The following is a 20,740-nucleotide window of genomic DNA, read 5'->3' on the forward strand; positions in this document are numbered from 1 at the left end:
CCCCCCCCCCCCCCCCCCCCCCCCCCCCCCCCCCCCCCCCCCCCCCCCCCCCCCCCCCCCCCCGCTCCCACATTAAAGTGTGTACAGGCTGATCTGGCTGTGGAGATCCACTCGCGCCTCGACCGAGTCATAACCGGCCAAAGTGGCATGCGGGGTCTGGAGCGGATGAACGTGTGTCGCGGTGATGACCATGACGTGGGCACCCGCCGCTTCGCCCGCACGAATCCCCACGGCGGCATCTTCGAAGATCAGGCACTCGGTGGGCTCGACCCCTAGCCGACGAGCGGCCAATCGATAGCCCGCAGGGTCGGGTTTGCCGGCGCTGACATCTTCGGCGGTGACCATTACCAAAGGCTCGGGAATGCCTGCCGCCGCCATTCGGCGCAGGGCCAGCGCCCGTGGTGCGGAGGTGACGATGGCCCATTGATTGGCGGGCAGCGACTTGAGGAAACTCGCTGCGCCAGCCACCTCGACAATCCCTTCCACATCCTCGATTTCCGCTTCGGTGATCCACGCGGCTTCAGCTTCAGCATCCACCCCGGGCAAGGCCAGACGAGTGATAGTGTCGATGGCGCGTACGCCGTGGATGGTTGGCAGGAAGGTATCGACATCGACCCCGTGGCGCAGGGCCCAAGTGGTCCAGATCCGCTCGGCGGCAGCGATGGAATTGAGGACAGTTCCGTCCATATCGAACAGAAAGGCGCGGTACGACGTGTTGAACACGGATGCTTGAACGGACAAAGGGCGATTTCCAGAACCAGGCGAATGTTGTCAGGCAATGTACATCACCCACGCAGGAGCTGCCGCAGGCTGCGCCTACACGGTCCGGTTCGAATGCAAGGCGTTTTGCACACAATCGAGCAACTGCCCCACCGCCCAAGGTTTCTTGATGAACGCAACCCGATGCTTGACCCCCGAACTTTTCGGGGTTTCGAAGCCGGACATGATCATGATTGGCTTGTCTGGCCAACGGTCGCCGAACTGATTGGCCAGGTCCGCGCCATTGAGTTTGCCCGGCATGGTGATGTCCGTCAGCAACAGTCCTACCTCCGGCGCGTGCTGCTCCAGAAACTGCGACGCGGCGTCCGCGCTGATCTGTGGTTCAACCGCAAAGCCCTCCTCCTGAAGAATTTCGCAAAGAAACTCCAGAATCAACGGGTCGTCCTCCACCACAAGAATCAAACCGTCAGACAAGTGTGCGCCCGCCGTTGATACTGGACCCATGATTGTGCCACTCCCTGATTGTGTAAAAAGTTCGCAGGTTCAAATCCGCCACCTACAGGTATGAGCAGCGGACTTCGTGGAAATTCATTTTTGATACAGCCGGACGACGAAATCAGCTGGAGCGCATTCTTTGTAGCAGCTGGCGAAGCCTGCGTTCGGCTGCGAAGCAGTCGTCAGGCCGGCTGATGCGGTCCTCTGGTTTGACGACTGCTGCGCAGCCGAACGCAGGCTTCGCAGGCTCGACAGCTGCTACAGCCGAACGCAGGCTTTGCCAGACAGAATGAGTCGGTTTTGATGCCGGTTTCATCGCGTCTGGCTCATGTTCTCGCATCAGACTTGAACGTCGCGCAGCAACATGACAGCATTCGCAATTGCAACAGCTTCCCATTTGCGAATTATCTTCGTTCGAGGTTTCGTCGTGTCGGGTCAGTCCGCTTCGTCCCTTTCCGAGCTTTACCGTGGGCATCACGGCTGGCTGTTCGGCTGGCTGCGCAAAAAGCTCGGCTGTCCTGACAATGCGGCCGACATGGCCCATGACACCTTCGTCAAACTGCTGGGCCTGGACACTTTGCCGACATTGCAGGAACCACGGGCCTATTTGCTGGTGGCAGCCAATCGTCTGCTGATCAATCAGTATCATCGGCGCCGGGTCGAGGAAGAGACCCTGCGCAGTATGGTCGTTCTGCTCGATCAGCAGGCCCAACAAGGCCCGGAACAGATCATTGCCGTGCGCCAATTGCTCGGCAAAGTGCTGTTGCTATTGCTCGAAGAGCTGGACGAGAAACCGCGCAAGGCTTTTCTGATGGCGCGTGTCGATGGCTGTTCCTATGCCGAAATTGCCAGACACCTTCAGGTCTCCGAAAGCAGCGTCAAGCAGTACCTGGCGAAGTCGCTCGCACACTGCCATGCCCGTTTGTTCGACGCCTTGCCCGAGGGGTTGAGCGATGACTGAAATCCTCACCCAGGATCAGATCCGCGAGCAGGCGGCCCATTGGCTGGTGCGTCTGGACGAGGTGCCCTCACCTGAAGTTCTGGCCGAATTCAACGCCTGGCACGCTGCAGATGTGCGCCATGCGCAACTGTTCGAACAACTTCAGCAGCTTTGGCAATCCTTCTCTCCACCACCGAAAGCCCGGCCCCGTCGTGCCCGCCTGATGGGCGCAGCTCTGGTGTTACCGGTGGCGATCGCCGTCGGCCAGTGGCTGCCCGTGCAAAACTGGATGGCGCCCTCCACGCAGACGATCGCTTCGACCCCCGCCCGGCTGATTTTCCACGACAGGCCACTGCCCGAAGTACTGGCCGAAATTGATCAGCATCGTCGGGGAGTTATCTGGGCGTCGGATGCGCAACTGCAAACCCTGCGCTTTACCGGCGTGCTGCCCGCGCAAGACAGCGATGCCGCACTGGCCTTGTTGCAGGCGGCGTTGCCGATTCATATCGAGACTTACAGCAAATACGTGGTGCAGGTGCGGCGGCGCTGACCCTGAGCACGATCGTCTTTTGTAGGGGGACACCCGAGCAAACGGCGGCGCTCCCAAAAAAAATCTTCAAGACAACTGCCCGATTTCATTTCAGCCCGGTCATTGGAGTTAATACAGTCGATTCCATGAGCAACAACAATGACCCACCAGACCTTCTCCCTCTTTCGCCTGAGCGCTCTGGCACTTGCCTTGAGCTGCGCTGTACCAGCCTTAGCCGACTCTGCGACAGACACTTATCACTTCGAACTGGGGAGCCAGCCGCTGGACACGGCACTGACGGCACTGGCCACGCAGACCGGGCTATCCATCGGCGTCGACGCGGCGCTGTTGCGTGGCAAAACGGCGCCGTCGCTCAAGGGCGATTACAGCACCGAACAGGCACTCAATAGCCTGCTGCGCGACAGTGGCCTGCAATGGCGCTTCAGCGGAAAAAACAGCGTCACGCTACAACCGGCTCCGGCACCGCTGGAACTGGGCAGCGGCTCGCTGTCACTGTCCGACACCGTGGTATCCGCCACACGCAGCGAGGCCAGCATCGCCTCGATTCCCGGCACCGTGCAGTTGATTCAGGCAAAGGAGATCGCGCAACAATCCGCTGCCGGGCGCAAGGTGGCCGATATTCTCGGCACGCTGGTGCCCGGTCTGGCGCCCTCCTCCGGCACCATGAGCAACTACGGCCAGACCATTCGCGGGCGTAACGTGCTGGTGCTGATCGATGGTGTGTCGCAGAACGCCAGTCGCGACGTTTCACGCCAGCTCAACAGCATCGCGCCGTCGAGTATCGAACGCATCGAGGTGGTCTCCGGTGCCAGCAGCCTCTACGGCGCAGGCGCCTCGGGCGGCATCATCAACGTCATCACCAAGCGTAACGAGGGGCAATCCCTGGCGATGAGCAGCCGCGTAGGGCTCAGCACCGCCGACAACCTCAATCGCAAAGGTTTTGCCTACGAAGTGTTCCAGAGCGTGACCGGACGCCAGAACGCCTTCGACTGGTACGTATCCGCCGACCTGTTGCAACGCAACGACCAGTTCGACGGCAACGGCAACCGCATCGCCCAGGAAGCGTTTCAGGGCAGCAACATGGACACCGAGAGCCATGACCTGCACGCCAAATTCGGCTTCGATCTGGATGACGATCGACGCCTGAGCCTGTCCCTGCAGGAGTATGAGGACAAACAGGACACCGGCTATGTGGCCGGCTCTCGCAATGGCGAGTCGGTGGCGATCAAAGGGTTGCAGTTGAGCGACCAGCCGTTCACCCATAACCAGGCGGTGAACTTCAATTACAGCGATCGCGATCTGTTCGGCCAGCACTTGATGGTGGAAAGCTACTGGCGCAAACAGCAGGCGCGGTTCTTCCCCTACAACTGGGGTGCCAACGCCGGGGTCGTGGCTTCCGAGAGCGAAGCCGAGGTCTATGGCCTGCGTACCGCCGTGGAAAGCACCCTGCCCTCGATTGGCAGCGCCACCGGCAACCTGGTCTGGGGCGCCGACTTCGAGAACGAACAAATCAGCCAGCAGGGCGACCGTTATCGCGTCGACGGCTTGGCCTACACGCCGACAGGCCAGCGCTACGCCTTCGGCCCGGACATTGAAACCAACACCACGGCGCTCTTCGCTCAATCGAGCTGGGACATCGGCGACTGGACCCTGCGCGGCGGTGCGCGGCACGAGTGGATTCACAGCGATGTTGCCGACAGCATCGCCTTCGGTGGCATCTGGCAAGCAGGCGTGACCGAGGTGTTGCCCGGCGGCACGCTGAAGTACGAAGACACCCTCTACAACCTCGGTGCGGTCTACCACATCAGCAGTGAGCAGGATGTGTTTGTCAACTTCAGCCAGGGTTTCTCGCTGCCCGATGTGCAGCGCTTCTTGCGTGATGTGCGCGGCAGTTACAACATCCAGGATCTCAACGCTCAGGCGATCAAGGTCGACAGTTACGAACTCGGCTGGCGCGGTGACTGGGAATCGTTGCAGGCCAACGTCACCCTGTTCGAGAACCGCTCGGACGTGACGCAATACTACGACTCCGTCACCCGTGCGCAACGGCTGATCGATCAGAAAGAACGCGTGCGCGGTGTCGAGACCAGCCTGACTTATCACCTCGATCAAGCCTGGTCGCTGGGTGGAACCTACGCCTGGACCAAAGGTGAAACCCGTCAGAACGGCGAATGGCTCGACCTGCCGGCCACGCGCATCTCACCGGCTAAAACCACCGCCTTCGTTGCCTATGAGCAAGAAGACTACAACCTGCGGTTGCAGGCTATGCGTCTGGACAGCTACGACGCCGGCTTCAAGGATGGAAACGGCCGTAAAATCGAAGGCTATACCACGGTCGACCTGCTGGCCGGCGTGGAATTGCCGGTGGGCAAACTGGACATGGGCGTCTATAACTTGAGCGATCGCAACTACGAAACGCTCTACATGCAGGCCAATGCGGCCGCGCCTTACCCTCATGCCGAAGGGCGTCGATTGGCGGTCAGTTATTCGGTGGATTGGTAAACGCGCGCTGTTCGTTCGTGGGGGGCGAATTGTGGTTAAAATGCCGCCCCCCTATGCACGGCCGACTTTTCCCGATGAACCCAGATGCCCTCTCCGTCCTCCACGACCATTTGCTGACAGCGCTTGCGGCTGCGCCCGCAGAAACCCGTCGGCTGTTCCACGGCCGTGGCCGTTGCTGGCCGGGGCTGGAGCAATTGACTGTCGACTGGCTGCAGGGCGTGGTGCTGGTCTCGCTGTTCAAGGAACCAGACCCTGCGCAACTGGAGGAGCTGAAGCGCTTGCTGATGGAGATCACTCAGGTGCCGGAGTGGAAACAATCCGGCGCGCACACCTTGCTGCTGCAACATCGCTATTTGCTGCAAAGCACCACCGAATGGCTGCTCGGGGAGCCGATCGACGAGATGACAATCACCGAGGGCGGCCTGCATTATCGCGTGGACCTGGGCCGCAAACAGAACACCGGCCTGTTCCTCGACATGCGCTACGGCCGCGATTGGGTGCGGGCCAATGCTCAGGGCAAACGCGTGTTGAATCTGTTCGCCTACACCTGCGGCTTCTCGGTAGCCGCCATCGAGGGGGGCGCTACGCATGTGGTCAATCTGGACATGTCCAGCCCGGCCCTGAGCCGTGGCCGCGACAATCACCGGCTCAACGGGCATGACCTGAGCAAGGTGAGTTTTCTCGGCCACGATCTGTTCAAATCCTGGGGCAAGGTGATCGGCAAGGGCCCATATGACCTGGTGATCATCGACCCGCCGTCCTTTCAGAAAGGCAGTTTTCTGCTGACCAAGGATTACCAGCGCGTGCTGCGCCGCCTGCCAGAATTGCTCAGCCCTCAGGGCACGGTGCTGGCTTGTATGAACGATCCGGCGTTCGGTGCGGACTTTCTCATCGATGGCGTCACCCGCGAAGCGCCGAGCTTGCGGTTTGAGCAGCGGCTGGAGAATCCGCCGGAGTTTCCGGATGCCGATGTCGAATGCGGGTTGAAGGCGTTGGTGTTCAGGCAGGGGTAGTTCGATCAAAAGATCAAAAGATCGCAGCCTTCGCCAGCTCCTACGGGGGTTGGGTACACCCATTACATTGAGGTTGCATACGGTCAATGTAGGAGCTGGCGAAGCCTGCGATCTTTTGATGTTGATTCAACGCGGCTGCAACACCAGCGCAAACAGCTCCCCATGCCCATTCACATTAAGCTTGTGATAGAGATTGCGCCGATGCACCTTCACCGTTTCCGGGGAAATACCCAGTTGCTGGGCGATGGCTTTGCTGGAGAAGCCCTGGAGAATCAGCCGCGCCGTCTCGACTTCGCGCACCGACAAACGCGCATCGAAGCGATCCAGCAGGGTCGCCAGATCGCCGGCCACGGCCTCGGCGGTCGGCCCTTCCGGGGGCATCAGTTGCAGGTGACGGCGCATGGCCGCCAGCACCCAATCGCGCACACACAGCAGACGGCCCTGCTCTTCAAGGGTGAACGTCGTCGAGCGGCCCAACGATAAACCGAGCACCGCGCCGTCGACGTTGACCATGAACTGCAACTCGTCGCGACCCACCACCGAGCGGAAGTAGCTCAGGTAATACTCGCTCTGCTGAAACTGGTCGGGAGCCACGGCGGCCAGGCTGTGCAAGCCATCGGCAATACCGGCGCAAGCGGCCTGGTAGAACGGGTCGAGCAGGTACATGCCGGCGCTGTAGTCCGCCAGTTCTTCATGCTCGTCGGCGCCGCCCTTGGAGTCAAAATCAATCAGCAGCCGTGGCACTCGCCCCGATCGCATTACCGCGACCAACGCGTTATCCAGTGGCACCAATAGCCGTAGCGTGTCCACCAGCGCACGCCAGAACCCGTCCTGACCCAGCGCCGCAAAGACCCGCGCCAACCCTTGGTGCACCGGCAATTCTTTGAGCAACGTGTCCACGCCCTACCCCTTTCGAGTAACCCATGATGGGAATGGGTGAGTCCCCCGCCTGCCGATACGCTGCAAGCACCTGATCATCACCGGCCTGCAGCAGGCCAGGAGTGCCGCATCATGAGTTGTCATCGCTCGCATATCAACCTGGGACTGGGCGCCTGTTTGTGCGCTTCGCTCTCGGCGGTCGCCGCTGACGCCCCCACCGTGAACGTCTACAACTGGTACGACTACATCGGCCCCAACACCTTGCAGGATTTCAAGCGCGACACCGGGATCCAGCCGGTTTACGACACCTTCGACAGCGCCGAAGTCCTGGAAGGCAAACTGCTGACCAGCCGCAGCGGCTACGACGTGGTGGTGGCCAGCAACTTCAGTCTGCCGACGCTAATCAAGGCCGGGGCACTTGCACCACTGCCCCGCGCGCAAATGCCTGACTACAAAAACATGGATACCGCGCTGCTGGCGAAACTGGCCAACAACGATCCGGGTAACCAGTACGCTGTGCCGTATCTGTGGGGCACCAACGGCATCGGCTACAACGTCGACAAGGTCCGCTCCGCGTTGGGCGACAAGGCGCCGGTGGACTCCTGGGAGCTGGTGTTCAACGAAGCGAACCTGGCCAAGCTCGGCGAGTGCGGCGTGGCGATGCTCGACTCGCCTTCGGAGATGCTGCCGGTCGCGCTGCATTACCTGGGCCTGCCACCCAATAGCACCAACCCCGAGGACTACAAGAAAGTCCAGGCGCTACTGCTCAAGCTGCGCCCGCACATTGCCTACTTCAATTCTTCAAAATTCATCAGCGACCTGGCCAACGGCAACATCTGCGTGGCGGTGGGTTGGTCCGGCGCGATGCTGGAAGCCAAGACCAACGCCGAGCAGGCAGGCAATGGCGTGAAGATCGCCTACAGCCTGCCGAAGGAAGGGGCGCCGGTGTGGTTCGACACCTTGGTGCTGCTCAAGGACGCGCCGCATCCGCAGCAAGGCCTGGCGTTCATCGACTACTTGATGCGCCCCGAAGTCATCGCCCCGGTCACGGACCATCTGTCCTACCCCAACGGCAATCGCAGCGCGACCCGCCTGGTGGCCGAGGCGACTCGCAACAACCCTGCCATTTACCCGCCGACCGAGGCCTTGGCCAAGCTGTTCACCCTTGAACCGCTGCCCAAGGCGACCGAGCGCGTCCGCACTCGCGTCTGGAGCGCCGTGAAAAACGGTCAGTGATCCTACGCAATCCATGTGGGAGCGGGCTTGCTCGCGAAGGCGGCGGCACAGTCAACATTGATGTCGTCTGACACACCGCTTTCGCGAGCAAGCCCGCCCCCACAGGATTCTTACCTTCGGGCCAATAAGCCCCCTTTTTTAAATTGAAGATGAGAGAAACGATGAAACCACGAGCCCGCGACCTGAACATTCAGTTCGGCCAACTGCAACCCGGCCCCCTCAACGCCATCACCGATGTGCCCGGTGTACGGGTCGGCCACAGCAATGTGCGAGGACAAACCGCCAGCGGCCGCGACATCTACACCGGTGTCACGCTGATCGAGCCCCGTGCCGGTTCCGCCAATCAACAACCATGCTTTGCCGGCGTCCATGTGCTCAACGGTAACGGCGATGCCACGGGGCTTGAGTGGATGCGCGAGGCCGGCCTGCTGACCAGCCCGATTGCCTTCACCAACACCCATAGCCTGGGCATCGTGCGCGACGCGCTGATCGTTTTGGATCGTCAGGAGCAACCCGACGATGGGCGCCTTTACTGGAACATGCCCGTGGTGCTGGAAACGTTCGACGGCTTGCTCAATGACATCAACGGTTTTCATGTACGTCCGGAACATGTGGCCGAAGCTCTGCGCGCAGCCGTCGGCGGCCCGGTCATCGAAGGCGCGGTGGGCGGTGGCAGCGGGATGATCTGTCATGAATTCAAGGGCGGGATCGGCACCGCCTCGCGACGGCTGAATAGCGCTCAAGGAGGCTGGACCGTCGGCGCAATCGTCCAGGCCAACCACGGCATTCGTCACGAATTACGCGTCGACGGCTACCCCGTGGGGCGTTACATGGAGCAGGTCGACTCGCCCTTCCTCAAAGCCTCCCTGCCCCATCCGGGCATGGGCTCCATCGTCGTCTGCCTGGCCACCGACGCGCCTCTTTTGCCACACCAATGCACGCGCCTCGCGCAACGTGCCAGCCTCGGCCTGGCCCGCACCGGTGGCGGCAATGAAGACCACAGCGGCGACATTTTCGTCGCCTTCGCCACCGGCAATCAGCACGTGCCGCCGGCCGCCTATGAAGGCAAAGGCGCGCCCACCTGCGACCACCTGAGAATGGTCAACAACGACCACATCAGCGAGCTGTTCCTGGCCGCCACCGAAGCCGTGGAAGAAGCCATCATCAACGCCCTGCTGGCCGCGAACACCACCGAAGGCAACGGCCATACGGTGCCGGGCCTGGATGCCAACACCTTGCTCAAAGCACTGCGTCAGGCAGGCTGGCCGGGGGGATTAGACTAATGGTACTTGAGTGCCAGCCCCCGGCTTCTTACGATGTTGATACGTAGCGGTTGGAGGTTTAAGCCGTTGCGTAGGTGGTGAGTGAACTGAACCCCAATAAGCTCACCACTTGTTTCATGCGCATCTTGAGCCTCTGGGCTCTACTTCCTCCCCATCAAAGAGCTTTGAGGCTCTTTTTTTTGTCTGTAAAAACTCCAGCCCCCCTAAAGCCCGGCATCTGACCGCAATGCTGCTCACTTAAAGCTCGCTCATCAGTCATGCCTACCTTTGTGGCGAGCGAGCTTGCTCGCGTTGGGCTGCGTAGCGGTCCCAAAATCTGATAACAATCGCCGATTTTTGTGAGTGCTACGCACTCAAGCGGGAGCAAGCTCCCTCGCCACAGATTTCTCTGACTCAAGCCGACTGCAAAACAGCCCGTTCAGACTGCCCCCCCGCCAGGACAGCAGCGTAATGCCACCTATACTCCAAACCACCTTCCCCCACGGGGGTCTGCGCTACCAACAATAAAAGCAGAGGTGGAACATGGTCTGGCAGCAAATCTACGACCCTTTCGATAACCCGATGCTATCAACCATCATGGCGGCGGTGCCGGTGGTGGTGATGCTGGCCTCCCTGGCGTTTTTCCACATCAAGGCGCACCTGGCGGCGTTGTTGGCCCTGGGCTCGGCCTTGTTGATTGCGATTTTTGCCTTCGGCATGCCGGCGAACATGGCGGGCTCGGCCGCGCTTTACGGCGCCGCCAACGGTCTGCTGCCGATTGGCTGGATCGTGCTCAACATCATCTTCCTGCACCGGCTGACGACCGAGAACGGTTCGTTCAAAGTGCTGCAGGACTCCCTGGCGCGCATCACTGACGATCGACGTCTGCAACTGCTGCTGATTGCCTTCTGCTTCGGCGCTTTCTTCGAAGGAGCCGCCGGTTTCGGCACCCCCGTGGCGGTGACCGGGGCCATTCTGATCGGGTTGGGCTTTTCGCCCCTGGCCGCGTCTGGCCTGGCATTGATCGCCAATACTGCACCCGTGGCATTCGGCGCTCTGGGCACGCCCATCATCACCCTGGCCAAAGTGACCGGGCTGGATGAAATGGAGTTGTCGATGATGGTCGGCCGGCAACTGCCATTTTTCTCGGTGATCGTGCCGTTCTGGCTGATCTGGGCCTTCGCCGGCTGGCGCAAGATGCTGGAAATCTGGCCGGCGATCCTGATCGCCGGGGTCAGCTTCGCTGTACCGCAATTCCTCGTGTCCAACTACCACGGGCCGATGCTGGTGGATGTGATCGCCGCGCTGATTTCCATGGCCTGCCTGACCGGTTTCCTCAAGGTCTGGAAGCCAGCCACTGTGCACACCTCCGCCGCTTTGTCGGGGCGCGCCGACAACTCCAGGGTGGATGTTGACCCGGACGAGGAACCCAGCGCGACCTTTGCCAGCGACGCCAAACCTGCCGTAATGCGGGCGTGGATGCCATGGATCATCCTCACGGTCTTCGTGTTTGCCTGGGGCACCCAGAGCTTCAAAAACCTGTTCGATACCCGCCCGGTCATGGATCCGCAAACCCACTCGGCCAAGCTCGATCCCCAAGGCAAGCCGATGCGCGAGGCGAACCCGATCTTTGCCCCTACCTTGACCTTCACCACCATTCACCAACAGATCGAGAAGGTCCCGCCCGTGGTGCCCGTGGCTAAAACCGAGGACGCTATCTACAAGTTCAACTGGTTCACCAGCACCGGCAGCGGCATCTTGCTGGCGGCACTCCTTGGCGGGCTGCTGATGGGCTATTCCATCCCGCAGCTGCTGCACCATTACCTGCGAACGCTGTGGGTGGTGCGTTACTCGCTCATCACCATAGTGGCCATGCTTGCCCTGGGCTTCCTGACCCGCTACTCGGGCCTCGACGCCACGATGGGGCTGGCCTTCGCCGCAACGGGCATTTTCTACCCCATGTTCGGCACGTTGCTCGGCTGGCTGGGCGTTGCCCTGACCGGTTCGGACACGGCCTCCAACGTGCTGTTCGGCGGCTTGCAACGGGTAACGGCCGAGCAACTGGGCCTGAGCCCGGTATTGATGGCCGCGGCCAACAGCTCCGGCGGGGTCATGGGCAAGATGGTCGACGCCCAGTCGATCGTGGTCGCGTCCACCGCCACCCGCTGGTACGGCCATGAAGGGGAAATCCTGCGCTACGTGTTTTTCCACTCCGTGGTGCTGGCGATTCTGGTCGGCGGGCTGGTGACGTTGCAGGCGTATGTGGCGCCGTTCAGCCATATGGTGGTGGGCGGGAATTAACCGAGGCGACCGCTGTTGACCATGGCCCGGTATCGCAACCCGGGCCATGGCTCAAGCCAGATCACCGCCGTTTACATCAGGCCGAAACTTGCGCATGGCAACAGTAGGCTAAGCTTTCAGCAGCTCATTGCTCACGATGCTCGATTCTGCAGGTTTTGGTTTTTTCTGGAGAGCGTCTGCAACAGCTACTTCAGACAGGCCGAAACTTTTCACGCAGGACTGACGTGATGACCGAGCCCCTCCTCAGCTTTGATGCACTCAAGCGCGCCGCTGCCTCCGGCGAGATCGATACCGTGTTGGTCTGCATGGTCGACATGCAAGGACGACTGGTCGGCAAACGATTCCAGGTCGAGTTTTTCATCGACAGCGGCCATGAAGAAACCCACTGCTGCAATTACCTGCTGGCTGACGACATCGACATGGAACCGGTGCCGGGTTACGCCGCGGCCAGCTGGAGCAAAGGCTATGGCGACTTTGTCCTGAAACCCGACATGGCCACCTTGCGTCGCGTGCCCTGGCTGGAATGTACGGCGCTGGTGCTCTGCGACGTGCTCGATCATCACCACCGGCGCGATCTGCCGCACAGCCCGCGGGCGATTCTGAAAAAGCAGGTCGAGCGCCTGCGCGAGCGTGGCTATACCGGCATGTTCGCCTCGGAGCTGGAGTTCTATCTGTTCGACGAGAGCTATGAGGCGATCCACGAGCGCAACTACCACAAGCCGAAGACCGCCGGCCATTACATCGAGGATTACAACATCCTGCAGACCACCCGCGAAGAGCCGGTACTGCGGGCGATTCGCAAGCATCTGCAGGCCTGCGGCATTCCCGTGGAAAACTCCAAGGGTGAATGGGGGCCGGGGCAGGAAGAGATCAACATCCGTTATGCCGATGCCCTGACCATGGCCGACCACCACGTGATCATCAAGCACGCCTGCAAGGAGATTGCGCAACTGCAGGGCAAGGCGATCACGTTCATGGCCAAGTGGCGCTATGACGCCGCCGGTTCCAGCAGCCATGTGCACAATTCGCTGTGGGACAAGAATGGCAAAAAATCGCTGTTCTTCGACCCCAAGGCTGAGTTTGGCATGTCGAAACTGATGCGTTCCTGGGTGGCCGGGCAGCTCAAATACGCCAACGACATCACCTGTTTTCTGGCGCCCTACATCAATTCGTACAAGCGCTTCCAGGCCGGCACTTTCGCGCCTACGCGGGCCGTATGGAGTCGAGACAATCGCACCGCAGGCTTTCGTTTGTGCGCGGAAGGCAGCAAGGCCATCCGCATCGAATGCCGCATCGGTGGCGCCGACCTCAACCCCTATCTGGCCTTCGCTGCCTTGATCGCCGCGGGGCTGGCCGGTATCGACGAAAAACTCAGCCTCACGCCGCCCTTCGAGGGCGATGCCTACGTCGACGAGCACTTGCCTGAAGTGTCGAAAACCCTGCGCGAGGCCTGCGCCGCACTCAAGGCGTCGAGCATGTTGCGCGAGGCATTCGGTGATGAAGTGATCGACCACTACGTGCACACCGCCGAGTGGGAACAGAAAGAGTACGACCGGCGCATCACCGACTGGGAACTGCAGCGCGGCTTCGAGCGCTATTGAGCACGCCATGACTGAGATCGTTCAACTCATCTCCCCGGTCGATGGCCGGGTCTACGCCGAACGCCGCCGTGTCGATGCGGCGCAGCTCGACCAAGCTCTGGTGGCGGCCGCAGCCGCCCAGGCGCAATGGCAGCGCCGACCTCTGAGCGAACGCGCCGCGTTTTGCAGCGCCGCCGTGAACGCGATGCTGGCGATGAAGGCCGAGATCGTGCCGGAGCTGGCCTGGCAGATGGGTCGCCCGGTACGCTTCGGCGCCGGCGAACTGCGCGGCTTCGAAGAACGTGCGCGACACATGATCGCCATTGCGCCTGAAGCGTTGGCAGCAATTGAACCTGCGCCTGTCGCCGGTTTTCGGCGCTGTATCAAACGCGAACCGTTGGGTACGGTGCTGGTCGTTGCACCGTGGAATTACCCCTATCTGACGGCGGTGAATACGATCATCCCGGCGCTGATGGCGGGCAACAGCGTGATCCTCAAACACGCCACACAAACGTTGCTGGTGGGCGAGCGTTTCGCCGAGGCCTTTCGCCGCGCCCATCTGCCCGAAGGCCTGTTCCACAACGTGCTGCTCGATCATCAGCAGACCGCCGCGATCATCGCTTCAGGACGCGTGCAGCAGGTGAACTTCACCGGCTCAGTCGACGCCGGCAAGGCCATGGAAAGCGCCGCCACTGGATGCTTCCTCGGCGTGGGCCTGGAGCTCGGCGGCAAAGACCCGGCCTACGTTCGGGCAGACGCCAACCTTGAGCATGCGGTGGAAAACCTGGTGGACGGCAGTTTCTTCAACTCAGGGCAAAGCTGCTGCGCCGTCGAGCGTATCTATGTCGATGAAAAAATTTACCCGGCCTTTGTCGAGCGCTTCGTCGCCTTGACCCGCCAATACGTGCTGGGCAATCCGCTGGACGAAGCCACCACCCTCGGCCCGCTGATTACGCCGAGCGCCGCTGAATTCGTTCGCGGGCAGATCGTCGATGCGCTGGCACAAGGGGCCAGGGCATTGATCGATCCAAAGGACTTTCCCGCCGATGCACCCGGCAGCGCCTATCTAGCGCCGCAGGTACTGGTGGACGTCACTCATAAAATGTCGGTGATGCGTGAGGAAAGCTTTGGCCCGGTGGTCGGCATCATGCCGGTGGCCAGCGACGACGAAGCCATCGCCTTGATGAACGACAGTGAGTTCGGGCTCAGCGCTTCTATCTGGACGCAAGACCTCGCCGCCGCCGAACGCATCGGCGACGAGATCGCCACCGGCACCGTATTCATGAACCGCTGCGATTATCTGGACCCGGCACTGGCCTGGACCGGGGTGAAAAACAGCGGGCGCGGCGTCACGCTGTCGCGCCTTGGCTATGAACACCTGACCCGCGCGAAATCCTTCCATCTGCGCCATGAGATCTGAGCCATGAGCCTGACCGCGAACTGGAACTACCCCACGAGCATCCGCTTCGGCGTTGGCCGCATCGCCGAACTGGCCGAAGTCTGCCGCAGCCAAGGGATCCAGCGACCGTTGCTGGTCACCGACAGTGGCCTGGCGCGTGCCCCGATCACCACCGCGGCAGTGGAATCCTTGCGCGCCGCCGGCCTTGGCGTCGCGCTGTTTTGCGACCTCAAGCCCAATCCGATTGAAGCCAATCTGGCGGGAGGACTCGATGCCTGGCGCGCCGGCAAACACGATGGCGTGGTCGCCTTCGGCGGTGGTAGCGGGCTGGACATGGGCAAGCTCATCGCGTTCATGAGCGGCCAGACCCGACCAGTTTGGGATTTCGAAGACATCGGCGACTACTGGACACGCGCCGACGAAAGCAGCATCGCCCCGGTCATTGCGGTGCCGACCACCGCAGGGACCGGTTCAGAGGTGGGCCGTGCGGCGGTGATCATCGACGAGCGTACGCACACCAAACGCATCATCTTTCACCCAAAAATGATGCCGCGCGTAGTCATCAGCGACCCGGCCCTCACCGTCGGCATGCCGGCAAAAGTCACCGCCGGCACCGGCATGGACGCCTTTGCCCATTGCCTGGAATCGTACTGCGCTCCCGGCTTTCATCCGATGGCCGAAGGTATTGCGGTGGAAGGCATGCGCCTGGTGGCCAATGCCCTGGTACGCGCCGTACACACCCCCTCCGACCTCGACGCGCGTGCGCAAATGCTGGCGGCTGCGGCGATGGGCGCCACCGCTTTCCAGAAAGGCCTGGGTGGCATGCACGCACTCGCCCATCCAGTGGGCGCCCTGTACGACACCCACCACGGCATGACCAATGCCACGTTCATGCCCTATGTACTCAAGTTCAATCGCCCGACCATCGAAGAACGCATCACCCGCCTGGCGGCTTATTTGCGCCTGCCCTCCCCAGGCTTCGACAGCTTTCTGGCCTTCGTTCTCAAGCTGCGCAAAGACATCGGCGTGCCGCATACGCTGTTTGAACTGGGGGTGGATGACAAGCAGGTCGATTTGATCGCGGACATGGCGATTGTCGACCCCTGCGCCGGCGGCAACCCGCTGCCGTTGACACGAACTGGCGCGGCAGAAATTTTCGACGCGGCGTTTCACGGCCGTCTCTAGAGCAATCGTCTGTCCATGGCCAACGTGTGAGCACGCAACCTGGATGGATTTCAACCGTTAGAGGCAGGAGCAGTACAACAGGGGGTTGAAGACAAACCCATTCGGCAACGCACCACGCGGATGGATGTGGATCAAAACCTGAACAAGAGCACACGCTATGAGTCCAGTAAGCCAACCCGGCGCCACCGCGCCACAAGACGACGACCTCAAGGTGTTGCACAACATGGGCTATGCCCAGCAACTCTCGCGACGCATGGGCGTTTTCTCCAACTTTGCCATTTCCTTTTCGATCATTTGCATCCTCTCGGGTGGCATCAACTCGCTGGCACAGGGCACCTCGGGTGCAGGCGGTGCAGCCATCGGTATCGGTTGGCCACTGGGCTGCCTGATCTCCGGGGTTTTCGCCATGGCCATGGCACAGATTTCCTCGGCCTACCCAACGGCTGGCGGCCTTTATCACTGGGGCTCGATTCTCGGTAACCGCTTCACCGGCTGGCTGACGGCCTGGTTCAACCTGTTGGGGCTGATCACGGTGCTCGGCGCGATCAACGTCGGTACCTATTACTTCTTTTTCGGCGCCTTCGGACCGGCCCTGGGAATGGAAGACACCATCACCACACGAATCACTTTTCTGGCGATCCTGACTGGCCTCCAGGCCTTGTGTAACCACTTTGGCATCGGCCTGACCGCAAAGCTCACTGACTTCTCGGGCTACCTGATCTTCGCCACGGCGCTCGCGCTGACCATCGTCTGCCTGATCGCCGCCCCCAGCTTTGAGTTCGCCCGGTTGGTGACCTTCGGCAACTACTCCGGCGAAGCCGGCGGCAACGTCTGGCCACAGGTGTCGAACGGCTGGATTTTCATGCTCGGCCTGCTCTTGCCGATCTACACCATCACCGGCTATGACGCCTCGGCGCATACTTCCGAAGAAACCCATCGGGCATCCGTGTCGGTACCGGTCGGGATGGTCAGCTCGGTGGCCTGGTCGCTGCTGTTCGGCTGGGTGATGCTCTGCTCGTTTGTACTGATGCTGCCAAGCATGAACGAAGCGGCGAAGCAGGGTTGGAATGTGTTCTTTTGGGCGATGGACACTCAGGTGAACCCGGCGATCAAGATGGCGCTTTACCTGGCCATTTTCATCTCGCAGGTTCTCTGCGGGCTGGCGACCGTGACCTCGGTCTCACGCATGATCTTCGCGTTTTCCCGTGACGGCGGCCTGCCCTTCTCCAAAGCATTGGCCTCAGTCTCACCGACCCATCGCAGCCCCGTGCCAGCGATCTGGACCGGTGCCACGCTCGCGGTGTTGTTCGTGTGGGGATCGTCCCTGGTATCGATCGGCGAAACGCCGGTTTACACGATCGTGGTCTCCTGCACGGTGATCTTCCTGTTCTTCTCTTTCATCATTCCCATCGTGCTGGGCCTGTTTACCTACGGGACTGCGAAGTGGCCGACCATGGGGCCGTGGAACATGGGGCGCGGGTTTTACTCGTTGTTCGCCATCCTCTCGGTCCTTTCGATGGTGCTGATCTTTGTCATCGGCATCCAGCCACCGAACGATTGGGCGCTGTACATCACGCTCGGTTTTCTGATTCTGACGGCGATTGTCTGGTTCGCCTTTGAAGCCCGGCGCTTCCAGGGCCCACCCGTGGGCGACATGATCATCAAGCGTCAGGCAGAAATTGCAGCGGCTGAAGAGGCGTTGAACAAACAGGCTGGGAGCTGATTGCCATAGCCATGAACAGCGGGGGGCTGAGCGCCAATGCCAGTCAGTTAAGCAATCCATGTGGGAGCGGGCTTGCTCGCGAAGAGGGCGTGTCAGTCGACATTAATGTCGCCTGGCACACCGCTTTCGCGAGCAAGCCCGCTCCCACAGGTTTCGCATGCTTAACTGACTGGCATTAGGCGCTGCCCCTCCGTTTTTTATGAATCAACCAACAGGAAGCAAGCAGATGGACCGTCTCACGGCGAAAGACTTTGCCCCTGAACTGCTCGAACTCTACGACTACTACGCCCATGGCAAAATCAACCGTCGAGAGTTTCTTGATCGTGCGGCGCTGTTCACCTTTGGCGGTTTGACCGCCACAGCCCTCCTCGCCGCCCTGAGCCCGAATTATGCGCTGGCCGAGCAGGTGCAATTTACCGACCCCGACGTCATCGCCGAGTACATCACCTACCCCTCGCCCAAGGGTCACGGGCAGGTTCGTGGCTATTGGGTGCGCCCAGCGAAAGCCAGCGGCAAGGTGCCGGCGGTGGTGGTCGTGCATGAAAACCGTGGGCTTAATCCTTACATCGAGGACGTCGCCCGGCGTCTCGCCAAAGCGGGATTCATCGCCCTCGCCCCTGACGGCCTGACGTCGGTCGGCGGTTATCCCGGCAACGATGACAAAGGCCGGGAATTGCAGCAGACCGTCGACCCGGAAAAGCTCATGAATGACTTTTTCGCCGCCATCGAGTGGCTGATGAAACATGACGCCACCCGCGGGAAAGTCGGCATCACCGGCTTCTGTTATGGCGGTGGAGTCGCCAATGCCGCAGCCGTGGCCTATCCGGAGTTAGGGGCCGCCGTACCCTTTTATGGCCGTCAGCCAAAGGCTGAAGATGTCCCCAGAATCAAAGCCCCACTGTTGCTTCACTATGGCGAACTGGATACGCGCATCAATGAAGGCTGGCCCGCCTACGAACAGGCGTTGAAAGCGGCCGGCAAGACGTATGAAGCCTATATCTATCCGGGCGTTAACCATGGCTTTCACAACGACTCCACCCCCCGATACGATGATGCCGCCGCCAGGCTTGCCTGGGACCGGACACTGGCCTGGTTTCGGCGTTACTTGGCTTGATTAATCAAATAAACATAATGGCGATACGGAATAACACTTATGAAGAAGTTACTGAATAGATCATCCTTCATCGCCATTCTTAATATTGAACCTAGCGCCTGCTAACCCATCGCGATTAATAAAATAATATTAAAAATTACGCTCCCATTATTCATTGCATATTTATCCGCGCCTGCTTAACTGCAAAAACTGCTGATGACAGCAGTGCCCGTAAACACCACGGAAGGAACCGTTATGAGCAATTCAACTCGCCATAGCATGCCCCCCTATGGGGTGGCCATCCAAAGCGCGATCAAGACCGGCGACCTGCCGCAAATGAAGACGCTATTGAAACAACGCGATGCATCCACACCAGAAAACAAAGAGCTAACTACCGCTTACGAGCAATTGGCCAAGGAAGTCGCACGCCTGGAAAAGCACTAACAGCTATTTCCGCTCCCCTTATTGCAATGGAGGCAATAACCATGTCTGGTTCTACTCAGCAATCTGTCGGCTTGTTCCCGCTCGGCTACCGAATTGGTACTTCGGCACCGGGTGCACAAAGTCTGGCACTTAATCTTTTGGTCTTTACCCCTGATGAGACTGTAAACGGCACCGCCGCAATCACTCAGGCAACCAACCCGCCGCTGGATGTGCATTCCGATGTCTGGGGCGAGTACACCTACCTGACGGTCATGTCACCCGGCGTCAGCAAAATCCTGATCACCGCACAAGGCAATCATGGCGGCTCCGGCTCGAACTCCATCGTGAATTTCAAGTTGCGACTGGTGGTGGGCACCGACTGGAAAGAAGGTGTCGCCAACTATTCGTACTTGAATGGTCAGCAGCAGTGGGTCGAGGTCAACAATGTTCCCGCCCATCTCATTGAGGCGGTGCCGTCCCACGTCTCCCCGCTGCCGTTGGAGCCCGGCCCGGTGATTCCGCCGGAATCATCTTATCCGCCCATCATGCCGCTGTACGCCGCACCGATCCAAAGTGCAATGGCCAGCGGTGACCTGGCCCAGATGAAAAGCCTGTCGCGCCTGGCCCAGCAGCAACTGGATCAGCAACCCCAACTGCAGACGGCGCTTGAAACGGCCAAGGAAGAAATCAGCCGGCAGGAACGCCGCTGACTCGACCACGAAACATGCCCGACTTGTCTTGAATACAAATAAGGGAGTAGCACCATGTCAATCGGTCTTTTTCATACCCGCCTCAATGTCAGCAATCACCTGCTGGGCGCACCGGTTTTAACCCTCGATCTGCTGGTGGATACCACAAAGAAAAAAGTCAGCGGGATTGCCAGTATTTTCCAAAGCACCTACCCGACCCTCAACTTCCGTGCCCGTGTCTGGGGTGAGTATTCCGAGGCCAAACTGGTGCCGACGGCGGAGAACCACATCATCCTCACCCTGGCGGGCAGCCCGAGCGGCCCTCTCAGCCAGATCGCCCAGACCTTCGGTTTAAAGGGCATTTTAGGCGGCGATTGGGCGAGTGGTTATGTCGACTACAAATATCAGGAACAGGGCGTCTGGCATTACGTGAAACACGCGGCGGTCAGCCAGGCTCCCGTTATTGTGCGCCCGGAGCATCCGCACCATGCGGTGCCGCTCTACGCCGTCGCGGTACAGCAAGCGCAAGCCAGCGGTGACCTGGCGCAACTGAAGGCCGTGGTCAGCCAGGGTGAACAGCAACTGGCCCACAGCGGTGCGCTGCGTAACGCACTGGATCAATTGAACGTTGAAATCGCCCGGCTGGAGGCTCGCTAACCCGTCGGCCAATGCCAGTCAGGCAAGCACAATCCATGTGGGAGCGGGCTTGCTCGCGAAGGCGGCAGCACAGTCAATATTGATGTCGCCTGA

Annotated in this window: 18 protein-coding genes; 15 read left to right on the forward strand and 3 right to left on the reverse strand. The window is 60.5% G+C overall.

Features of this window, described 5'->3' with window-relative positions; all coding sequences use genetic code 11:
- Positions 1 to 72: 72 nt before the first annotated feature.
- Positions 73 to 741, reverse strand: a complete 669-nt coding sequence (locus AC1RQB_RS00005; protein ID WP_063343257.1) for an HAD-IA family hydrolase — start codon at positions 739 to 741, stop codon at positions 73 to 75.
- Between the two features lie 75 nt (positions 742 to 816).
- The gene (locus AC1RQB_RS00010; protein WP_063343256.1) at positions 817 to 1,224 is read right to left on the reverse strand and encodes a response regulator; all 408 of its coding nucleotides are present in this window, start codon (positions 1,222 to 1,224) and stop codon (positions 817 to 819) included.
- Between the two features lie 418 nt (positions 1,225 to 1,642).
- On the opposite strand from AC1RQB_RS00010, the gene AC1RQB_RS00015 reads away from it, so the two are divergent.
- The 4 genes from AC1RQB_RS00015 to AC1RQB_RS00030 all read left to right on the forward strand — a co-directional run bounded on the left by AC1RQB_RS00015 (position 1,643) and on the right by AC1RQB_RS00030 (position 6,220).
- Positions 1,643 to 2,176 (forward strand): sigma-70 family RNA polymerase sigma factor, encoded by a 534-nt coding sequence (locus tag AC1RQB_RS00015; protein ID WP_008070710.1) that lies wholly within the window; start codon positions 1,643 to 1,645, stop codon positions 2,174 to 2,176.
- Positions 2,169 to 2,705: a FecR family protein gene (locus AC1RQB_RS00020; protein ID WP_008070713.1), complete on the forward strand. Its 537-nt coding sequence runs from the start codon at positions 2,169 to 2,171 to the stop codon at positions 2,703 to 2,705. Before AC1RQB_RS00015 ends, AC1RQB_RS00020 begins: the two co-directional genes overlap by 8 nt.
- Before the next feature lie 138 nt (positions 2,706 to 2,843).
- On the forward strand, positions 2,844 to 5,207 hold the full coding sequence (locus AC1RQB_RS00025; RefSeq protein ID WP_063343255.1) for a TonB-dependent receptor: 2,364 nt from the start codon (positions 2,844 to 2,846) through the stop codon (positions 5,205 to 5,207).
- Positions 5,208 to 5,281: 74 nt separating this feature from the next.
- Positions 5,282 to 6,220, forward strand: a complete 939-nt coding sequence (locus AC1RQB_RS00030; RefSeq protein WP_063343943.1) for a class I SAM-dependent methyltransferase — start codon at positions 5,282 to 5,284, stop codon at positions 6,218 to 6,220.
- A gap of 126 nt (positions 6,221 to 6,346) precedes the next feature.
- Here AC1RQB_RS00030 and AC1RQB_RS00035 read toward each other — a convergent pair whose 3' ends face one another.
- A complete protein-coding gene (locus tag AC1RQB_RS00035) occupies positions 6,347 to 7,120 on the reverse strand; it encodes a helix-turn-helix transcriptional regulator (RefSeq protein WP_063343254.1) in 774 nt (257 codons plus the stop codon).
- A 111-nt stretch (positions 7,121 to 7,231) separates the two neighbouring features.
- Here AC1RQB_RS00035 and AC1RQB_RS00040 point away from each other — a divergent pair, with 111 nt between their 5' ends.
- The 11 genes from AC1RQB_RS00040 (at position 7,232) to AC1RQB_RS00090 (ending at position 20,647) form a co-directional block, all read left to right on the forward strand.
- Positions 7,232 to 8,335, forward strand: a complete 1,104-nt coding sequence (locus tag AC1RQB_RS00040; RefSeq protein ID WP_063343253.1) for a polyamine ABC transporter substrate-binding protein — start codon at positions 7,232 to 7,234, stop codon at positions 8,333 to 8,335.
- A gap of 161 nt (positions 8,336 to 8,496) precedes the next feature.
- The gene (locus AC1RQB_RS00045) at positions 8,497 to 9,618 is read left to right on the forward strand and encodes a DmpA family aminopeptidase (RefSeq protein WP_492571586.1); all 1,122 of its coding nucleotides are present in this window, start codon (positions 8,497 to 8,499) and stop codon (positions 9,616 to 9,618) included.
- Positions 9,619 to 10,140: 522 nt separating this feature from the next.
- Positions 10,141 to 11,898: an L-lactate permease gene (locus tag AC1RQB_RS00050; RefSeq protein WP_063343251.1), complete on the forward strand. Its 1,758-nt coding sequence runs from the start codon at positions 10,141 to 10,143 to the stop codon at positions 11,896 to 11,898.
- A 227-nt stretch (positions 11,899 to 12,125) separates the two neighbouring features.
- Positions 12,126 to 13,499 carry a glutamine synthetase family protein gene (locus AC1RQB_RS00055; protein WP_063343250.1) on the forward strand — a complete coding sequence of 458 codons (1,374 nt, stop codon included), beginning with the start codon at positions 12,126 to 12,128 and terminating at the stop codon, positions 13,497 to 13,499.
- A 7-nt stretch (positions 13,500 to 13,506) separates the two neighbouring features.
- On the forward strand, positions 13,507 to 14,898 hold the full coding sequence (locus AC1RQB_RS00060) for an aldehyde dehydrogenase family protein (protein WP_063343249.1): 1,392 nt from the start codon (positions 13,507 to 13,509) through the stop codon (positions 14,896 to 14,898).
- Between the two features lie 3 nt (positions 14,899 to 14,901).
- The gene (locus tag AC1RQB_RS00065) at positions 14,902 to 16,062 is read left to right on the forward strand and encodes an iron-containing alcohol dehydrogenase (RefSeq protein ID WP_063343248.1); all 1,161 of its coding nucleotides are present in this window, start codon (positions 14,902 to 14,904) and stop codon (positions 16,060 to 16,062) included.
- A gap of 157 nt (positions 16,063 to 16,219) precedes the next feature.
- Positions 16,220 to 17,785 carry an amino acid permease gene (locus tag AC1RQB_RS00070; protein ID WP_063343247.1) on the forward strand — a complete coding sequence of 522 codons (1,566 nt, stop codon included), beginning with the start codon at positions 16,220 to 16,222 and terminating at the stop codon, positions 17,783 to 17,785.
- A gap of 226 nt (positions 17,786 to 18,011) precedes the next feature.
- On the forward strand, positions 18,012 to 18,899 hold the full coding sequence (gene yghX / locus AC1RQB_RS00075) for a YghX family hydrolase (protein ID WP_063343246.1): 888 nt from the start codon (positions 18,012 to 18,014) through the stop codon (positions 18,897 to 18,899).
- Positions 18,900 to 19,133: 234 nt separating this feature from the next.
- On the forward strand, positions 19,134 to 19,322 hold the full coding sequence (locus tag AC1RQB_RS00080; protein WP_008070733.1) for a DUF1843 domain-containing protein: 189 nt from the start codon (positions 19,134 to 19,136) through the stop codon (positions 19,320 to 19,322).
- A 41-nt stretch (positions 19,323 to 19,363) separates the two neighbouring features.
- Positions 19,364 to 20,011, forward strand: a complete 648-nt coding sequence (locus AC1RQB_RS00085) for a DUF1842 domain-containing protein (protein WP_063343245.1) — start codon at positions 19,364 to 19,366, stop codon at positions 20,009 to 20,011.
- Positions 20,012 to 20,065: 54 nt separating this feature from the next.
- Complete coding sequence (locus AC1RQB_RS00090; RefSeq protein ID WP_008070738.1) at positions 20,066 to 20,647, forward strand: DUF1842 domain-containing protein; 582 nt, start codon at positions 20,066 to 20,068, stop codon at positions 20,645 to 20,647.
- The last annotated feature ends 93 nt before the right edge of the window (positions 20,648 to 20,740 follow it).

This window comes from Pseudomonas sp. GW822-FHT02E03 (assembly GCF_058802325.1).